At 58.6% G+C, this 17,356-nt stretch carries 17 protein-coding genes; 7 read left to right on the top strand and 10 right to left on the bottom strand.

Going from position 1 to position 17,356, the window contains the following annotated elements; all coding sequences use genetic code 11:
• Window positions 1-110: 110 nt before the first annotated feature.
• From EI291_RS03775 to EI291_RS03750, 6 genes are all read right to left on the bottom strand, one after another.
• On the bottom strand, window positions 111-485 hold the full coding sequence (locus EI291_RS03775) for a hypothetical protein (RefSeq protein WP_125418105.1): 375 nt from the start codon (window positions 483-485) through the stop codon (window positions 111-113).
• Entirely contained in the window at window positions 473-865 is a 393-nt protein-coding gene (locus EI291_RS03770; RefSeq protein ID WP_125418103.1) for a hypothetical protein, read from the bottom strand. The genes EI291_RS03775 and EI291_RS03770 overlap by 13 nt, the downstream gene beginning before the upstream one ends.
• Window position 866: 1 nt before the next feature.
• A complete protein-coding gene (locus EI291_RS03765) occupies window positions 867-1,109 on the bottom strand; it encodes a hypothetical protein (RefSeq protein WP_125418101.1) in 243 nt (80 codons plus the stop codon).
• A gap of 24 nt (window positions 1,110-1,133) precedes the next feature.
• Window positions 1,134-2,759: a DUF4153 domain-containing protein gene (locus tag EI291_RS03760; RefSeq protein WP_125418099.1), complete on the bottom strand. Its 1,626-nt coding sequence runs from the start codon at window positions 2,757-2,759 to the stop codon at window positions 1,134-1,136.
• Between the two features lie 62 nt (window positions 2,760-2,821).
• The gene (locus EI291_RS03755; protein ID WP_125418097.1) at window positions 2,822-3,115 is read right to left on the bottom strand and encodes a winged helix-turn-helix domain-containing protein; all 294 of its coding nucleotides are present in this window, start codon (window positions 3,113-3,115) and stop codon (window positions 2,822-2,824) included.
• Window positions 3,116-3,212: 97 nt separating this feature from the next.
• Entirely contained in the window at window positions 3,213-3,887 is a 675-nt protein-coding gene (locus tag EI291_RS03750; RefSeq protein WP_125418095.1) for a hypothetical protein, read from the bottom strand.
• A gap of 272 nt (window positions 3,888-4,159) precedes the next feature.
• On the opposite strand from EI291_RS03750, the gene EI291_RS03745 reads away from it, so the two are divergent.
• The 5 genes from EI291_RS03745 to EI291_RS03725 all read left to right on the top strand — a co-directional run bounded on the left by EI291_RS03745 (window position 4,160) and on the right by EI291_RS03725 (window position 8,027).
• Window positions 4,160-4,453 carry a hypothetical protein gene (locus tag EI291_RS03745; protein ID WP_125418093.1) on the top strand — a complete coding sequence of 98 codons (294 nt, stop codon included), beginning with the start codon at window positions 4,160-4,162 and terminating at the stop codon, window positions 4,451-4,453.
• Window positions 4,454-4,573: 120 nt separating this feature from the next.
• Window positions 4,574-4,996 carry a hypothetical protein gene (locus tag EI291_RS03740; RefSeq protein ID WP_125418091.1) on the top strand — a complete coding sequence of 141 codons (423 nt, stop codon included), beginning with the start codon at window positions 4,574-4,576 and terminating at the stop codon, window positions 4,994-4,996.
• A 594-nt stretch (window positions 4,997-5,590) separates the two neighbouring features.
• A complete protein-coding gene (locus tag EI291_RS03735; protein WP_125418089.1) occupies window positions 5,591-6,385 on the top strand; it encodes a methyltransferase domain-containing protein in 795 nt (264 codons plus the stop codon).
• 73 nt (window positions 6,386-6,458) lie between these two features.
• Window positions 6,459-7,334, top strand: a complete 876-nt coding sequence (locus EI291_RS03730) for a UbiA family prenyltransferase (RefSeq protein ID WP_125418087.1) — start codon at window positions 6,459-6,461, stop codon at window positions 7,332-7,334.
• Between the two features lie 63 nt (window positions 7,335-7,397).
• Window positions 7,398-8,027, top strand: a complete 630-nt coding sequence (locus tag EI291_RS03725; RefSeq protein WP_125418085.1) for a hypothetical protein — start codon at window positions 7,398-7,400, stop codon at window positions 8,025-8,027.
• 120 nt (window positions 8,028-8,147) lie between these two features.
• On the opposite strand, the gene EI291_RS03720 is transcribed toward EI291_RS03725, so the two are convergent.
• Window positions 8,148-8,798 (bottom strand): DsbA family protein, encoded by a 651-nt coding sequence (locus tag EI291_RS03720; protein ID WP_125418083.1) that lies wholly within the window; start codon window positions 8,796-8,798, stop codon window positions 8,148-8,150.
• A gap of 108 nt (window positions 8,799-8,906) precedes the next feature.
• On the bottom strand, window positions 8,907-10,349 hold the full coding sequence (locus EI291_RS03715) for a Gfo/Idh/MocA family protein (protein ID WP_125418081.1): 1,443 nt from the start codon (window positions 10,347-10,349) through the stop codon (window positions 8,907-8,909).
• A gap of 399 nt (window positions 10,350-10,748) precedes the next feature.
• Here EI291_RS03715 and EI291_RS03710 point away from each other — a divergent pair, with 399 nt between their 5' ends.
• On the top strand, window positions 10,749-12,020 hold the full coding sequence (locus tag EI291_RS03710; protein ID WP_125418079.1) for a T9SS type A sorting domain-containing protein: 1,272 nt from the start codon (window positions 10,749-10,751) through the stop codon (window positions 12,018-12,020).
• Between the two features lie 62 nt (window positions 12,021-12,082).
• Here EI291_RS03710 and rho read toward each other — a convergent pair whose 3' ends face one another.
• Window positions 12,083-14,296 carry a transcription termination factor Rho gene (gene rho / locus EI291_RS03705; RefSeq protein WP_125418077.1) on the bottom strand — a complete coding sequence of 738 codons (2,214 nt, stop codon included), beginning with the start codon at window positions 14,294-14,296 and terminating at the stop codon, window positions 12,083-12,085.
• 482 nt (window positions 14,297-14,778) lie between these two features.
• Here rho and serS point away from each other — a divergent pair, with 482 nt between their 5' ends.
• Window positions 14,779-16,053, top strand: a complete 1,275-nt coding sequence (serS, locus tag EI291_RS03700) for a serine--tRNA ligase (RefSeq protein ID WP_125418075.1) — start codon at window positions 14,779-14,781, stop codon at window positions 16,051-16,053.
• Between the two features lie 78 nt (window positions 16,054-16,131).
• Here the strand turns inward: serS and EI291_RS03695 are convergent, their stop codons facing one another.
• Window positions 16,132-17,346, bottom strand: coding sequence for a sensor histidine kinase (locus EI291_RS03695; RefSeq protein WP_125418073.1), 1,215 nt, complete (start codon window positions 17,344-17,346; stop codon window positions 16,132-16,134).
• Window positions 17,347-17,356: the final 10 nt, after the last annotated feature.

The following is a 17,356-nucleotide window of genomic DNA, read 5'->3' as shown; positions in this document are numbered from 1 at the left end:
CTTGCTTACTTACAGGTGACAGAATACTTCCTGCCGAAGGCAAATCTCCGGTATGCCTCCGGCAGGAAAGAATGGGTTTGTAGTGATAAAATGACAGCTCCAGGCCGTTGTTATGCGCTGCGTATGGCAATACATCCAAGAACGATAAATAGTACTGCGGAGAGTACGGCCAGGAAATACAGTCCCCATGTCAGGAACTGCCACAGCAGCTTCCACAGCCCCGTAACCTCCCACGATATCCGGGCAGCCGCGCGGGCGGCCAGCCATGGCAAACTGAATACACCGCCCAATATGCCCACGCAAAACGCATTTCCAATTTGCTTGTGGTGCGGCCAGATTTCCTTTTCGAACACCAGGTTCAGGATGCAGAAAAGCATGCTGCCGGCAATCCACCACGCTGCCCGGGGTACGGCGGGCAGCACCGTATCCAGCCAGAACTGCCACAGCCGTCCGGGCAACGCGTCCAGCCAGCTCAGGAGGGCCATAACGGGTTCAGCGACAATTGGCCGGCTCCCACCAACAACAATAGCAGCAGACTGGCCAGGTGAAAGAATGTGCATAGCCAGAACACCGCGCCCGCCAGAGAGGACTGAGTATCCAGCAGGCTGGCCGGCGACGAGGGCAGCGCCAGCGGCAGGGTGGCCCGGTACAGCACCACGGCGTTGGCTGCCGTTACCAGCAGGGCCAACAGCCACGCTTGCTGCCACAGATGTACCAGTTGGGCCAGGGTAGCTTCATCGGCCGCACCCAGCCGGTACCAATTCGGAATTTGCCACCACACCCACAGTACAGCGCAGGTGGCCAGCAGCACCGCCAGGCTGCGGCCGGCGGAATGGGGTTGTAGGAATGCAGGAGTAGCTTCCATGTTAGCGAATAGCAATAGGTTGTGGCTCATTTTGCCCCCACAGCAACATCACGTGCAGCAGTGTCCAGAGCACGGAGCCGAGCAGCAGGGCGGCGCAGGGTAACACTACCATCAGCAGGCGCTGAGTGCGGGCGACGAAGGTGGCGGCCCGCTCCCGCCAGGTGAGTAAGGCGGCCAGGGCGGCCACGCTGCCGGCGCACCAGAGCAGGCCCAGCAGCGAAAATCCAAGTTGCAGCAGATTCATCGGTAGAGAAATTCACAGGGAGAATTAACGGTCTGACAGTGCCTCATAAGCCGCCGATTCGGCGTGGGTCCAGCTTTGCCAGCTGTGGTACTCCGGGTAATTGCGCTGCCAGGCCGCCACGCGGTTCTGGATGGCGGCTTTAGCCTGCTCAGGCGTGGCCGTAGTTTCAGTATAAGAGCCGGGTGGGCTGATGATGATGCGGGTGGCCCCGTCGAGCATGCTTTGCCGGGCCACCAGTTCGGGCAGTACCCGCTCGGGCATTTCCAGCAGGAAACCCAGATCCACGGTGCGGAAGCGGGGGCTGAGGTTGTAGCGCGCAATCCAGATTTCCCAGTTGCCCAAGGCCAGCACTAGCAGCAGTCCGTAGGCGGCCAGCCCATTCAGCCGCACCAGCGAGTAAGCGGAACGCCGCTGCCAGATTTTGAGCAGCACGGTAAGCAGCCCAAACAAGGTGAGCAACAGAAAGCCGTACACTCCAATGCGCTTGTAGGCAAGGCCGGTATAGAGGATGTAATAGTAGTTACGCAGTCCCACGGATATCGTCAGCACCACGTTTTGCAGCACCCACACGGTGGCACCCCAGCGCAGCGTCGGCAACCCACGCTGGTAGAAGTTCAGGTTGCGGCGGAAAAACCACAGTACAATGCCCATGGCCAGCAGAATACTCAGGATGAGCACGTAGGTACCCTCGTGCACAAACTGCGTCAGGTCGAAACCGGGCTCCGGGGTGAAACCCAGCCAGATCCAGCGCACATCAATGACGTTGACGACCAGCAGCAGCGTATTTATCAGTCCAAACACGGCCAGGGCCGCTAGGTATTCCTTGCGCAGATCCAGCGGGCCAGTGGTCCGCACTCGGAAATCGGGGCGGCGCACCCCGAACGAGGCTACCCGGTCGCGCTGCCGCCGCACAAACTCTCCGAAGCGCGACTCTTGGTCGAGAAAGAAGTGCAGGGGAATAATGACCAGCGCGCCGGCCGTAACCGCCAGCCCCAGCAGAAAGAACAGCAGATGCGGTACTGAGAAGGCTGGCCACAACGCCAGTAGCCATTCGCCCAGCTTCTGAAACAAAGTATCGGTCAGGGCCTCGTAATGCGGGTTGGCCAACACGAACAGCACGTGAAACACGCCCAACACCCCTAGCGGCAGCAGCAACAGGCGGCCGTAGAACCGGACGCGCGGCCAGCGGTTGGCACTGCCCTGCGGTAAGCTCAAGGAGGGCACCAGATGTGGCAACACCCGTACGGCCGACACCAATGCCGTCAGCAGGGCGTAGGCCACCAGCTTCAGGTGGGGCTGATTTACGTAGCCCAGCACCATCAGCAAGGAAGCCACGCAGGCCAGCCGGGCGGCCCCGGAGCCGTACCACACCACGCAACCGGCACTGATTACCGTGCCCGCCACCATCAGCCAGAAATAGCCGGAGCGCCATACGGCCGCCTGCCGGGGCTGACCCAGCCCCGTAGCTACCAGCACAAACACCGTGTATAGCGCCAGATTCAGGCCGGTTTCCTGGTTCCAGAATAACACGTCGAACAGAACGGCCCCGGCTGGAATCAGCAGTTTTTGCAGGGCAGTCAGCACCACCGGTACCCGGTGTATGGATGGAGCCGGGCCGGTAGCAGGCACAGCGGCAGACAGTGTAGCCATGATTTTTGAGTTAATTAAAAGAACTTTGTATTTCAAAGTTTAGAGACAAAAAAAGAGAGCTGCTACCCCCGCAGCAGCTTTTCCAGGGTCGACAGATGCTCCTGAAAGGCCGATTTTCCCTCCACGGAGGCCGCATACGTGGTATTCGGCTTCTTGCCGATGAACTGCTTACTGACGGTCACATAACCAGCTTTTTCGAGGGCTGCCACGTGGCTGGCCAGGTTGCCGTCGGTCAGGTCCAGAGCCTCTTTCAGCTCATTAAAGCTCACCGACTCATTCGCCATCAGCACGGCCATCACGCCCAACCGCACCCGGTTGTCGAAAGCCTTATTAAGCGTGTGAATCAGGTGTTTCAAGAGAAGAAGCTGGAAATTAGGAGCTGGTAGTTGGAACTTAGCAGTCAGAAGCCACAGAGAAGCTGGGAGGAATTACCTATGACTTCTCTCCTGGCCTCTAACTTCTGGCTCCTGACTCATTACGCTCATACCGATTATACATCAGCAAGCCGTAGCCGATGTGGCCCAGGCCGAAACCGAGTGCAAAGAACGCCAGCCCGAAGCCAGGGAACAACATAGCCACTAAACCCAGCAGAATTTCGGTCAGGCCCAGCCACCGGATTTCGTCGAGGGTGTACTTGCTGCCGTTGAGCAGGGCCAGGCCGTAGAACAGCAACATACCGGGCACCACCAGCCCCACCGCCCCCTGCACGAACAGGGCCAGGCAGAACAGCCCGCCCGCCACCAGCGGAATAGCCAGGCTGACAGCCAGCCGCCGCCCCAGGGCGCTCCAGACCGGCTGCCTGGCCCGGCGGGCCCGCCGCACCGTGAAGTATGTAGCCACGGCCAGCGCCGCGCCCACAATGCCTACGGCCAGCAGCAGCAAAAACGGCAGCACCAGCATCCGCTCCTCGGGTGTACTTTGCAGCAGCCGCATAAAACCGCCGTAGGAATAGCCCTCGGCCGCGTAGCGCTGCTGCAGGTACCAGTGCCCCACGCCCGCGCCAGCCAGTGCCACTACCCCCGCCCCTACCCCGGAAAGGCCGCTGAGCGAGATAAAACGCGACGACCGTTCCATGATGGAGCGGATTTCGGTGAGTTGAGCTAACGGATCAAGGGCGGGCTTGGCCATATCATCTAAAGAACTTTGCGTTACAAAGCAAACACAATACTCCCATAGTTCCAACAACTCAGCTCGTTTATTCTGCGCGACTCTATTAAGCCACTTACGCGCAGGTATTTCTAACTGTCGTGGTGGTGGGGGCTGGGGCTAGTGTGGATGGGCTGTGTGGTGCTTGCCATCCAGCTCAACCAGGGAAATCTGTTCAAGCTTTTCGGTGTGCTTTTCCGATTCGATACGCTGATGGGCAGCTGTTGGGCTCTTTTTGGCACTATCGGCTTTCTGTGAGTACCGGCCTTACTGAGCGGCCTGCTACGGTGGCCGCTGAGGCCTCGGCCTTTACTACTGCCCCACTCCACAAAACCCTGATGCTCCGTACCGCTCTGGTGTTGGAAGGCTCCGCTATGTTCTGCTGGCTGCTGTGGGAGCTATATACCCTGGCCACCAGCCCTCTGGCTTTTCGGATGCTGCCCGAACAACACTGGCAAAGCTCAAGCATAGCTTTCTTTGGCCAGAGCTTACCATGGCTGATATCGGCAGTAGCTGCTACCGTGGCGACTATATCCGTCTCATTCTGACACTAATTGTCCCAACAAAAATATGGTTTAATGCAAACCCAGCCATTTTCAGGGTTCGTAGGTCTTTGCAGGTTGCCCGGGACGCTGCCGCGTTGATTTCACTACTCTCATGCTACGGTTATGCTTCATCACTACGCTACCACCAGTCACTCTACCACTATCCGGACGCTAATTCTGTGGCTGCTCAGCAACCTGGGCGGCACCTTGTGGCTGCTGCTGGACTTCGCATCCGACCGACTGGCGGATTATTCCATTGCCCTGATGGCGGGCCTGCTCAGCGCGTTGGTATCATTGGCCATAGTACCGCTGGTGGTTCCCTTTTTCACGCTCATGAGCGGCTTCCGCGCCAACTGGTCGCGCCGCACGATGGCCTTGGCGGGTGTAACGCTGTTTTTCCTACTGGCTAACCAACTGCTCCTGCTGCTGATTCCCATTGATTCGCTGGGCGGATTGCTGCCGATGTCGCTGCCATATTGGGGAGCGGCCGTGCTGGCCGTACTGTGGCTGTATGGCCCGGCCCGGCGGGTGGCAGTGGTGGCGTAATCATTATCTGGTCTGAGAGGTACTATCCTGATAAATGTAGCTTTGCTTAGGAGCAGTGTTCGGGTATGATGGTCTTTGACTATCATACCCGAACACCGCACGCTTACGATACTTGGTTTTTCGCAATGCAACCTAATCAGCTTACCTCCCAGGCATTTTATATAGCAGTCAAACAATGGGTTGGAACGGTACTGGGTGGGTGTTTTCTTTTCGGGCTGTTTCAACTGCTACTACATCCCCCTGGTTGGCAGCTGTTAATTTCGGTACTGCAAGCCTGGGCAGGGGCAACTGCAACCTGCTTTATTATCACATTTTGCGTAGTGGTACCTTACATGTTCGTGGTTCGCTTGGTACTGCGAGGCACTGCGGACTTTTCGTCCCGGCAACGGCAATGTGCGCTGAGTATCAGTGCAGGCTCCGTTAGCTTATTGGCAGCGGCACTGTTGACTTGGGCGGCAGCCGCACCTGATGATACTGCTAGGGTACTTATCTACTTGTTACCTTGGGTACTGGCAGCCGCACTATCGGGATGGTATGTGCGCCCTTCGTGCGGCGGCTAATCTTCGGTATGCTTTCCGCGTAAGAACTTCCTTGATGAAGCTTCGCCTCCAGTTGTTTGAGTTTGAAGACCTGCCCTGGTTTCCCCGGGTTATCCGGGCGGGCATGATGGACTACCTGCGGTTTATGATTTCGGCGCTGCGCACGTATCAGCCCATCGTACCACTGCTGCAGGCTGCCCTCCAACGGACGGGGCAAACTCAACTTCTGGAGCTATGCGCCGGGGCCGGGGGCGGCACAGCGGGCGTGCTGCGGCAGCTACGCGCGGCCGGAATACCCAACGCCCGGGTGCGCCTCACCGATCTGTATCCGCAGCCGGCGGCCTGGCAGCAGCTGCAAGCCGCTACGCCGGGGCTGGAGGCCGAGCTGCAGCCCGTGGATGCTACGGCCGTACCCTCCGCTCTGGCTGGGTTTCGGGTAGTCTTCTCGGCCTTCCATCATTTCCCACCGGCAGCGGCAGAAGCCTTGCTGGCCGATGCCGTGCGGCAGCAAACGGGCATTGGCGTGTTTGAGGGGGCCGGTAAGCATTGGCTGGAGCTGGTGCTGGCCGTTACGGTGCTGCCCGTGGCTCAGTTGCTGATTACACCCTTCATCCGGCCCTTCAGCCTCAGTCGGCTGTTTTTCACGTACGTCATTCCTCTTATCCCGCTGTTCACCATCTGGGACGGGTGCGTGAGTATTCTGCGCATGTACCCGCCGGAACAGCTGCTGCAACTGGCCCGCCGCGCCGATCCGGCCGGCGCGTTTGTGTGGCAGGCCGGCAAAGTACAGCACCGCTGGGGCCCGCAGGTAACATACCTCATCGGCACGCCCGTTGGCACTGCCGGATAACCTGTAGCTTGCAGGCGGCGGCCTTTTCATGTGGCAGCCGATGTACTTCGCCTCTCCGAGCTTCTGTCCCCTCATGCCCTCCTTTGCTGCTTACCGCCGCGCGCTGCCCTTGCTGCGCATCCCGTTTTCGGTGTACCTGATGCCGGTGTTCTGGTTTGGACTGAGCGCCCTACGGCAGCCATTCAGCGGATGGCGGGCGGCGGGCGTGTTCGTGGTGCTGCATCTACTGGCTTATCCGGCCTCCAACGGCTACAACAGCTACTACGACCGGGACGAGGACAGCATCGGGGGCCTGCGCCACCCGCCCAAAGTCTCGCCGGAGTTGCTGCATCTGGTGTGGCTGTTTGATGTGCTGGCGGTGCTGGGCGCAGCTCTGCTGAGCCTGCCGTTTGCCGGGCTGGTGGCCGGTTACCTTCTGGTATCGAAAGCCTACAGCTATGAGGGCATCCGGCTGAAAAAGTACCCGCTCATCAGTACCGCGGTGGTGGTGGTATTTCAGGGGGCTTACACCTTCCTGATGACCCAGGTGGGCGAGGGGGCAGGGACCGGGCAGCTACTGGAACCCACCAATCTGCTGCTGGCCCTAGTGAGCAGCCTGTTTTTGTGTGGCTCCTACCCCCTTACGCAAGTGTACCAGCACCAGGAAGATGCCCGACGCGGCGACCGGACGTTGAGCCTGCGGCTGGGTATCCGGGGTACGTTTGTGTGGGCCGGGCTGGCGCTGGCGGCTGGCGCGGCGCTGCTGGCGGCCGTGTATGTGCAGCGCCAGGAGCTGCGGCATGTGCTGGTGTTTCTGGTAGCTACCGGCCCGGTGGTGGGGCTGTTTGTTTCCTGGGCCCGGGCCGTGTGGCAGCACCCCGCCGCTGCCGATTTCGACCACACCATGCGCATGAACCAGGTGTCGTCGGTGTGCATGAGCGTGGCATTTTTCCTGATGCTGGTGTGGTAGCCGGGCCCCAACAGTGAAGCTGCCGGCTGCGTACAACCAGCCTCACCCTACTTCCTATACCACATGCGCCTTTCCCGAATCCTGCCGCTCCTGCTCGTTGCCGCCGCCTGTTCCTCGCCCGAGCAAAACGCCGCCTCCACCGTCACTGCCACTGCGCCTGACTCGGCGGCGGACCGGCCGGAACCGCTGGATACGGCCCGACCCGCGCCTGTTGATGCACAAGCCGATACGCTGCTGACCAGCCGCACTAAGCACGTCTTCTCAGCCGCTTCCACTCCGGATGTATTCTCGCTGGTACTGCGCGGCTCTTCGGTGCTGAGCGGGGAAGCTACGCTTACCATCACCACAGCCAGCGGGCAGGTCATTTTCCGGGAGGTGCTGTCGTCGCCGGATCTGGAAGCGGCAATGGTGTATGAGATGAAAGGCCCCACCGCCACCCAGGCCGAGCGGGAGGCGTACGTGCGGAAGCGGGTGAAGGAATTTTTTGCCGATAAGAACTTCCAGCGGCCCGCCGTAGCCAAATCGGCCACGTTCCCGGCCGCTGCCGAGGCGCCCGCCGGCCTCGACCGCGCCGCCTGGGACGACCTGCACCGCCGCCCCGAGGCCATTGCGTTTCACTACCTGGTGGGCAAGGAAGACCGTCGGACCATTGCCTGGTCGCCGCTGCGCAAGCAGGTTGTGCATATCCCGTAGTAGCTACACGTAGCAACCCGTTACCACGTACTCAGGCACATTACCAAGACTGCCGGGAGGAGAGTGCGCTACTATGCACACTCTCCTCCCGGCAGTTTTGCTTTCTGAACGTCAGGGAAATTATTCAGCCTGCCGGAGGGCTTCTTCCAGATTGGCCGCGAAGGTGGCGTAAGGCTGATAGCCCCGGGCCAACACAAAGCCCTGGGAGCCAACCCGCAGAATTACCGTTGGGAAGCCCTGCACGCCGATTTTACCCACTGCCGCAAATTCCAGAATAGTACCCCGGATAACCTCCCGACTCTGAATTCGCTCCCGAAAATCAGAGGCATCGAGGCCGTAGGAAGCAACCAGCGCATCGTAGGTAGCGGGGTTGTTGAGGTCGGCACCGTCGCGGAAATAAGCCTGCTGCACCTCGTGGGCGAACTGCGCGGCTTCGTCCTGCCGAAGCTGCCGAAACGCGTGAATGGCCCTACTCGGCGGCTCCGAGTTCAACTCGAAGCTACCCTCCTGCCCCAAAGCCCGGAAAGCGGGGCCGAATTCTGCGCCGGTTACCGTTTGCACCTGTCCCAGTGCCCCCGACAGCTGGGGCCATTGCACCCGGATGGGCTCCACCTGCTCGCCGGTAATCATACCGCCGCACAGCACCGATACCGCCACACGGCCCGCAAATTCCTGCTGTACACGCTGCAGCACGGGGCTCATGCCGTAGCACCACGCGCAGAGCGGATCCGATATAAAGAGCAGTTCGGGGAGGTCAGGTTGTTGTTCCATGCCGGCAAAGGTAATGCGCCGCTTCAACGGTCCGCTGCTGTTCTGAGGCAGGTGTGGATTCTGCTACATGCAGGGCCGGAGTTGTATGCTGATTTTCCGAGCAGAAACCTAAGCTGACGCAGGCTCAGGTCCCCGGAAAACGTCGGTACCCATAACGGCGGGCAGCTTCACGGGCCGGCCCTCCCGCGCCGACTGGTAAATGGCTTCTATGATGCGCTGGTCCTGCAGGCCTTCCTCGCCGGGTGTATGGGGTGGCTTGTTTTCCAGAATGCATTCGGAGAAGTGGTCCATTTCGGCCGCAAATTGGTTTTTGGCCGGAATAACTATCTGATTCTGCATTTTGGCGGGCCCCTCGGCGTGGGAGGTTTGCAGTTGCTGCCCCGTGTAGGCGTAGCCGTTGTTGAGGTGCATCCAGCCTTTCTCGGCACTCACGCGGTAGAAGCGCGAGTCGTGGGTGTCGTAGTGCGTAATACTGTCCACCACCACGCCATCCGGGAAGCGCATTTGCCAGCTCATCATCTCCTCCACTTCCTTAAACAACGGGTTGCCGGGCGTGCTGTGCATGTAGCCGAACACCTCCGTAGGCTCAGTACCCAGAATGAAGCGGGCCGTATTGAGGCAGTACAGACCAATATCAGGCAGCGCACCACCACCGGCCAGGGCTTTCTTGTGCCGCCAGTGGTCGGGGTTGGCCGAGCTTTGGCTGTTCTGGGCCTGTATGTATTTGGGCTTACCAAACTTGTTTTCCCGCACCATGTCGCGCACCAGACGGTTGTAGGGCTCGTACTGAATGCGGTAGGCAATCATGAGTTTCACCTGGGCCTTTTTGCAGGCCTCAATCATCAGCTCACACTCCCGCACCGAGTTGGCCATGGGCTTCTCGCAGAGAATGTGCTTACCGGTTTTGGCTCCCCGAATCACGTACTCGGCGTGCATGGAGTTGGGCAGCACAATGTAAATGGCCTTTACCTCGGGGTTGTTCTTAAGCTGCTCGTAATTCTCGTAGCTGTAGCAGCTTTCAGGCTTGATACCGTACTGCGCGGCCACTTTCTTCAGCTTCTCCGGCGAGCCGCTGACCAGGGCCACCGGCTTCGATTTTTTGCACTCCCCAAAGGCTGGCAGCAATTCCTCCAGCGTCAGGTGGCCCAGGCCCACCAGCGCGTAGCCTACCCGCTCATCGGGCGGCAATGGCGTGGGCGTGGGGCCCGACTGCGGATCAACCTTCGATTTCCATTCCTCCAGCACAATCGGCTTGTCAGTAGCCGCCGGCACCTTCGCCGGTGGCGACACAGCCTCCGAAGAAGCAACTTTTGCGCCTTCCGGGGAGGTGTAGGCAGTGCTGGCATCCACCTCACTGGCGGGCGTGCCGGTAGTAGGCACAGCGGCTTTAGAGCTGGCGGCATTGTCGGGGCTGGTATTGCAGCTGGCTAGTGTACCGGCCGCCACGCTCACCGCCAGCCCCCGCCCCGCCAGACTCAGAAACTCCTTGCGTGATACTTCCTGGCCGGCATGGCGCAGAACGGTGTTCAGTAACTCGTTGGTGAAGGACATGTGGCGTTACACGTTAGTAGTGGAAAGGCAGATCTACTTGGTCAATCCTGCTCTTTACACCATACGGGCGTCGCTTACCCCCAGGTTATCGTCGGCTGAACACTATTAAGGTTGTTATGACAATACGAAATATGACAACAGCATCATTATAGTCCAATATAAACCTCTCTTCCCTAAATGACACACTCACTCGCAGAATACTGTCCATGGTACTACCAATCAAATATTTATACTTTATATATTATTTCCAAATTTGGAATCACCTACTATTGAACTCATAAAAATTGTTAGTAAAGTTTCATTTATAAACATACATTCGTATGGATAATTCTGAATTTCGCTCATCTTCCTGGCTTAACGGCACCATTTACTCGCTTAACACACCCTTCTGGTTTGCATATGAATAAGTCGTACAAAATACTAGCCCTTCTGATCGGGTTGATGCTCAGCACCTATGGTGTGGCCGTTGCACAGTGCACCTATACAACCATCAAGGCTGGCAACTTTAATGATCCGAGTATTTATAGTATAGTAGGGACAGGCTGTTCTACTCTTCCTGGATCAGGAAGTAACAACACAATTAATATCATTATAAATCACGCAGTAACATTAACAACTGACTACACTATAGGACGGAATACCACGCTTACTATCAACGCTACCGGCTCTTTGGTTCAAGACAACATAAACCGGACGTTAGTGGTTGATGGCAACACGGCTACTGATCAGAATTTAATTATCGCCACTTCTACAGCCCGTAGTACTCCGAGGCTTAGTGTTGCCGTACTGAATCTTGCCAAAACAACCGTTGTGGTTGGCAACAACTCAATAGTTTCAATCGGCTGCACCTTATTTACTGGCAATCAGGCAACTATCAATCTAGGCAACAATGCTTTGCTTAACGTATTTGGCAACGTAGATGTCTCAACAGGTAACCCTGGCATTAATGGCCCTGCAACCGGTACTGTGGCAGGACTTCGTATTTCGGGTAATATTGTTAATAACTCTGGTGGCGGGGCCAAGCTATTCACGACGGCGGGCCTGACTACCTGTGTTCAAGGCAACGCTTATCCCAGCGGATGCGGTACTGCATCCAGCAATTCGGTAGTAACTCCGCCCAACTCTAACGATCCTACCTGCTTTACTGTACTTCCAGTTACTCTCACCAGCTTCTCAGTCACAGCCAAGAATACGGGCGTGCTAATTAGATGGTCCACGGCTTCAGAAGTCAACAATGCTTATTTCGAGCTAGAACGTAGCTCCAACGGGCGGCTTTTCACAGCTATCGGCAAAGTACAGGGCACCGGTACTACCAACACGGGAGTTGTGTACAGCTATTCTGATACTAAGCCTTTAACTTCGTTGACCTATTATCGGCTACGGCAAGTAGACTTTGACGGCACGGCTACATCTTCTTCAATTGTCGTAGTCGCACCTACCGATGAACTGCAAGCCACTTTCTTCCCTAACCCCAGTAATTCCAGCATCACGCTGCCGGCAGTTAGCGGCACCGTTGAATACCACATTTACTCGGTTACGGGGAAAGTGCTGGCCAGTGGCAAAAGCACTGGTGGTTCAACCGTAGCCGTACAGGAAATTCCGGCTGGTATTTATTTTCTGGAGTTAACGGCGGGCGGCAAGCGCAGTGTGCAGCGCTTCGTTCGACAGTAAACGACCACACAAAAAAGCCCCCGCTGCAATTGCAGCGGGGGCTTTTTGTAGAGAGAAACTACTTAGCCGTTCATAGCCAGCAGGAACTCCTCGTTGTCGCGGGTGCCTTTCATGCGGTCCTTCAGGAACTCCATGGCTTCAGAAGCCGTCATATCGGACATAAACTTGCGCAGTACCCAGATGCGGTTCAGCTCATCCTTGCTCATGAGCAGGTCTTCGCGGCGGGTGCCGGAGGCCGGTACGTCAATGGCGGGGAAGATGCGCTTATTGGCCAGTTTACGGTCCAGCTGCAATTCCATGTTGCCGGTGCCTTTGAATTCCTCGAAGATAACCTCGTCCATCTTGGAGCCGGTTTCGATAAGGGCCGTGGCAATAATAGTCAGGGAGCCACCATCCTCCACGTTGCGGGCCGCCCCGAAGAAACGCTTGGGCTTGTGCAGAGCATTGGCATCTACACCACCCGACAGGATTTTACCCGAAGCCGGCTGCACCGTGTTGTAGGCGCGGGCCAGGCGGGTAATGGAGTCGAGCAGAATCACCACGTCGTGGCCACATTCCACGAGGCGCTTGGCCTTCTCCATGGCAATAGTGGCAATTTTTACGTGGCGGTCGGCCGTCTCGTCGAAAGTAGAGCTGAGCACTTCGGCTTTCACCGAGCGGGCCATGTCCGTTACTTCTTCCGGGCGTTCATCGATGAGCAGAATCATCAGGTACACCTCGGGGTGGTTTTCCGAAATGGCGTTGGCAATTTCCTGGAGCAGCACCGTTTTACCGGTTTTGGGCTGGGCCACAATCAGGCCGCGCTGTCCTTTGCCAATGGGGGCAAACAGATCCAGAATGCGGGTGCTGTACTGGCTGGGCTTCGTCGTGAGCTTGAGGCGCTCTTCGGCAAACAACGGCGTGAGGTTGTTGAAGGGTATCCGGTCCCGGGCATCTTCCACCGAGCGGCCATTGATACCTTCCACGCTTACTAAGGCAAAATATTTCTCCCCGTCGCGCGGGGGCCGGATGGTGCATTTTACCGTGTCGCCGGCTTTCAGCCCGAACTGCTTCACCTGCTGCGGGGCCACATAGATGTCGTCGGGCGAGGCGAGGTAGTTATAGAAAGGGCTGCGCAGGAAGCCGTAGCCGCCGTCGGGCATCATTTCCAGCGTACCTTCCCCCGGAATGGTAATATCAAATTCCTGGCGGGCGGGGCGCTGCTCCTGCCGGTCGGCGCGGGGCTGCTCAGTAGGGTTGTTGAGGCGCTCTGCCTGGCGCTGCTGCCGCTGCAGTTCGCGGGCAGCGTAGCGTTCCTCGCGGCGCTGCTCCCGCTGCTCACGGGCATCGGGGCGGCTGCCGTCGCGCAGGTTGCGCGGCTGGTCGTTGCGGCCTTCACGCAACGCGCTGCCCTCCTGGCGGAAGTCGGCGCGGGGCTGGTCGGCCCGCTGGTCACGAGACTGCTCAGCGCGGCCGTTGCTTTCCGTGCGAAGCTCGTTCCGGTTTTCACGTGGGGCATCGTTGCGGTATTCGCGGCCTTCCCGGAAAATGCGGGGCTGTTCGGTCCGCACTTCCCGCATGGGCGCCGGGGCGGTTGGGTCCACTGGGCGCAGGTCGCGGGCCGGTGCCACGGCAACCTCAGCTACCACTGGTGCAGCCTCAAACACTTCGGTGCTGACGGCCACGTCCGAAGCGGCAACCGGGGCCGTTACAATGGGCCGGCCGGCGCGGTCGGTGCGCGTGCGGCGCTCCGGACGCTGGTACAATTTCACAGGGCGGTCGGCGCTGGGAGCGTCCTCATTCAGGGCAGTTTCCTCTGTTGCAACTGGAGAAGTTTCTGCTATCGGCTGCACGGGCTGCTCAGCCATGGCAGGGGCAGTTTCAGCAGCTGCTGGAACCGGCGCAATTTCGGTGGGGGCAGCTGCTTGCTCAGCGGCAGGCGCAACGGTAGCCGGCTCAGCACTTCCAGCGGCGGGCGCTTCGGCTGAAACCGGAGCAGCCTTGGCGCGCGCCGGCCGAGTGGCCGCCGGCCGAGCGGCACGGGTAGCGGCTGTTTTGGGCGCGGCAGCCGGCTTGGCTGCCGGCGCAGAAGCCTCTGCTTCCGGAGCCGGAGCAGCGGCCTCGCCGGATTTCACTTTTTGGGGAAGTTTGTCGGCGGGCGTAATAGCCTGCTGATCCAGAATCTTGTAGATCAGGTCCTGCTTGCTGAGTTTCTTGAAGTTGCCGACTTTCAGATTTTCAGCAATTTCTTTCAATTCGGACAGCAAACGGTCCTTTAACTCGTCAATAGTGTACATATAAACAGCGGAGCGAAAAGGGGGCGGCTAAAAAGCCTACAACAAGGCAGCACAGGCCATTCCGGGCACAGAAGGTAACCGCAACGCGGCGCCCGACGCAGAAAAAAGCGAGAAGTAAAAACCGTGGGTGGAACCAGCTGGTGCAAAAAGCAAAGCGCGGACCGGGCTCGGTAAAAACTGCCACGGGGTCCGCCAACCAGAGCTGGCTTGTATGTGCAATGTTAGCGGAATACCGGGGAACTGCCAAATCGTATGGCAGATTTCACAGCCTGATTCCTTTACGCGCATTTCGGGACAAAGGATACAGCGTTCCAACCTGTTAGCAGGCTGCTTGCTCGAAGAACCCCGACCGGTAACCAAACAGTTCCGTTTGCAGCGGGCAGGCGCATGGGCGGCTAAATTCCGGGGTGCGGTTAATTTCTACGGCATCTGCCGCGGCAAACTTCTATTTTTGCCTATTCCGTTTTCGCATTTCTGTTGTTATGCTGCAAGTTTCCGTCCTGAAAGAACATACCGCCGCCGTGCTGGCTGGCCTGGCCAAACGTAACTATGCTACCGCCGAAGCCGACGTGCAGTCCATTCTGCAGCTGGATCAGCGGCGCAAGGAGCTGCAAACCTCCCACGACCAGGCGCAGGCAGAGGCCAACGAGCTGGCCCGGCAGATTGGCGGGCTGATGAAGGCCGGCAACAAGGCCGAAGCCGAAACCCTGAAGGCGCGTACGGCCGAGCTGAAGCAACATACCAAGGCCCACGCCGAGGAGCTGGCCGAAGTGGAGAAGGAACTGCAGCAGACCCTCTACAAGCTGCCCAACGTACCGCACAGCAGCGTACCCGCCGGCCGCTCGGCCGATGACAACGAGGTGGTGCGGGAAGTGGGCAGTAAGCCGGAACTGCCGGCCGGGGCTAAACCGCACTGGGAGCTGATTGAGCAGTACGATATTATTGACTTCGCGCTGGGCAACAAGATTACCGGAGCGGGTTTTCCGGTGTACAAAGGCCAGGGTGCCCGCCTGCAGCGCGCGCTCATTAACTTCTTTCTGGACGAGGCCCGCAACGCCGGCTACACCGAAATTCAGCCCCCGATTCTGGTGAACGAGGCCAGCGGCTATGGCACCGGCCAGCTACCCGATAAGGAGGGCCAGATGTACCACGCCACCGCCGACGACCTGTACCTGATTCCGACGGCGGAGGTGCCCATCACCAACCTGTACCGCGACGAAATCATTGCGCCGGCTCAGCTTCCCATTCTCAATACCGGCTATACGCCCTGCTTCCGGCGGGAGGCGGGTAGCTGGGGCGCGCATGTGCGCGGCCTCAACCGCCTGCACCAGTTCGATAAAGTAGAAATTGTACAAATCACGCAGCCCGAGAACAGCTACGCGGCACTGGACGGCATGGTAGCGCACATCGAGAATCTGCTGCAGAAGCTGGAGCTGCCTTACCGCGTGCTGCGCCTCTGCGGCGGCGACATGGGCTTCACCTCGGCCCTGACCTATGACCTGGAAGTATGGAGCGCGGCCCAGCAACGGTGGCTGGAAGTAAGCTCCGCCTCCAACTTCGAAACCTACCAGGCAAACCGCCTGAAGCTGCGCTACCGCACCGAAGGCGGCAAAACCCAGCTGCTCCACACCCTCAACGGCTCGGCACTGGCGCTGCCCCGCATTGTGGCCGCTCTGCTGGAAAATAACCAGACTGCCGAGGGAATCCGGCTGCCCAAGGTGCTGCACTCTTACTGCGGCTTCAGCCAGATCGGTTAACCGACCCATAGTTTTCCGAACGCAAAAGCGCCGCTCTGCAACAGAGCGGCGCTTTTGCGTTCGGAAAACTAGATTTTTTTAATCGGCTTCGTTCAGGTACACTCGGAACGTGGTGCCTTCGCCTTCACGGCTTTCCACTGCTATGTGGCCGCCACCAGCCTGCACCAAGCGGTTTACCAGGAAAAGGCCCACTCCGGTTCCTTCCACCCCCGGATGAAACCGCCGGAACAGCTGAAACAGCTCGGCCCCGTGCCGGTCAAGGTCAATTCCCATTCCGTTATCCTGCACCTCCAGCACGGGCGCGCCATTGTGCAGCAGCGTCCGGATAGTTACCTCGGGAGTACGCGCAGGATGATGGTATTTCAGGGCGTTGGAGACAAGATTCAGTAGAATGGTGCGCAGATTGGCGCGCACGTACTCTACCTGTTCCATCTGCTCCATTTCCAGCCGGATATGCGCCTTGGTACGGTTAATCTGAGTACGCAGGGAGTTGCGCACTTCGTCCATCAATTCCCGAATGCTGACCTGCTCAACTACTTGGGTGCCGGTTGCGCGCTGCTCCTGTACTACGGTTGCCAGATCGGTAATAGTGGTGGTAAGGGCCTGCAGCGACATATCTACCAGCCGTAGTACCTTGGCTTCTTCCGGATCGGGGAAAACCGCTACCCGGCGCAGCTCATCAAATAGCCCTTGCAGGTTATTTACAGGCTGACGCAGATCGTGGGAAGCGGCATATACGAAGTTATCCAGATCAGCATTGGTGCGGGCCAGTTCCCGGTTGATGGTAGCCAGCTCTTGATTGCGCGCCTGCAGTTGCTGCCGGGTATCGGTAAGCTCTGCCAGGGAGTCACGGAGCTGCTGATTGATGGTTTGGAGCTGCGCGTGGTAGCGGGCCTGGTAGTGCTGCCACTCGCTTTTCTCCATGGCATGCGTAACCGTTTTGATCAGTAGCTCCCGGTCGAACTGCCCCTTTACTAAGTAGTCGGAAGCGCCACCGTTCAGCGCGCGCACTGCCAGCTTCTCATTGCCGCTACCCGTAATCATGACCACGCACATGCCCTCAGAAGGGGCAACCTGCCGGCATTGCTCCAGCACCGTCAGTCCGTCGGTGTCCTGCAGGTTGTAATCCAGCAGCACACAATCGGGTCGCAGGCTTTTGTACAGCGCAATGGCTTCCTCACCGGACGTGGCTTCGTGGAACTCCAGACTCTCGTACCCCAACTGCTTCCCCAGGAAGCGGCGGTAGAGCATGCGGTCTATCTCGTTATCGTCGGCCAGCAGGATTTTTTTCACAGAGGATGCA

Origin of the sequence: Hymenobacter rigui, assembly GCF_003944715.1 — a bacterium.
Classification (GTDB): Bacteria; Bacteroidota; Bacteroidia; order Cytophagales; family Hymenobacteraceae; genus Hymenobacter; species Hymenobacter rigui.
This window is presented reverse-complemented; position numbering and strand designations above follow the sequence as displayed.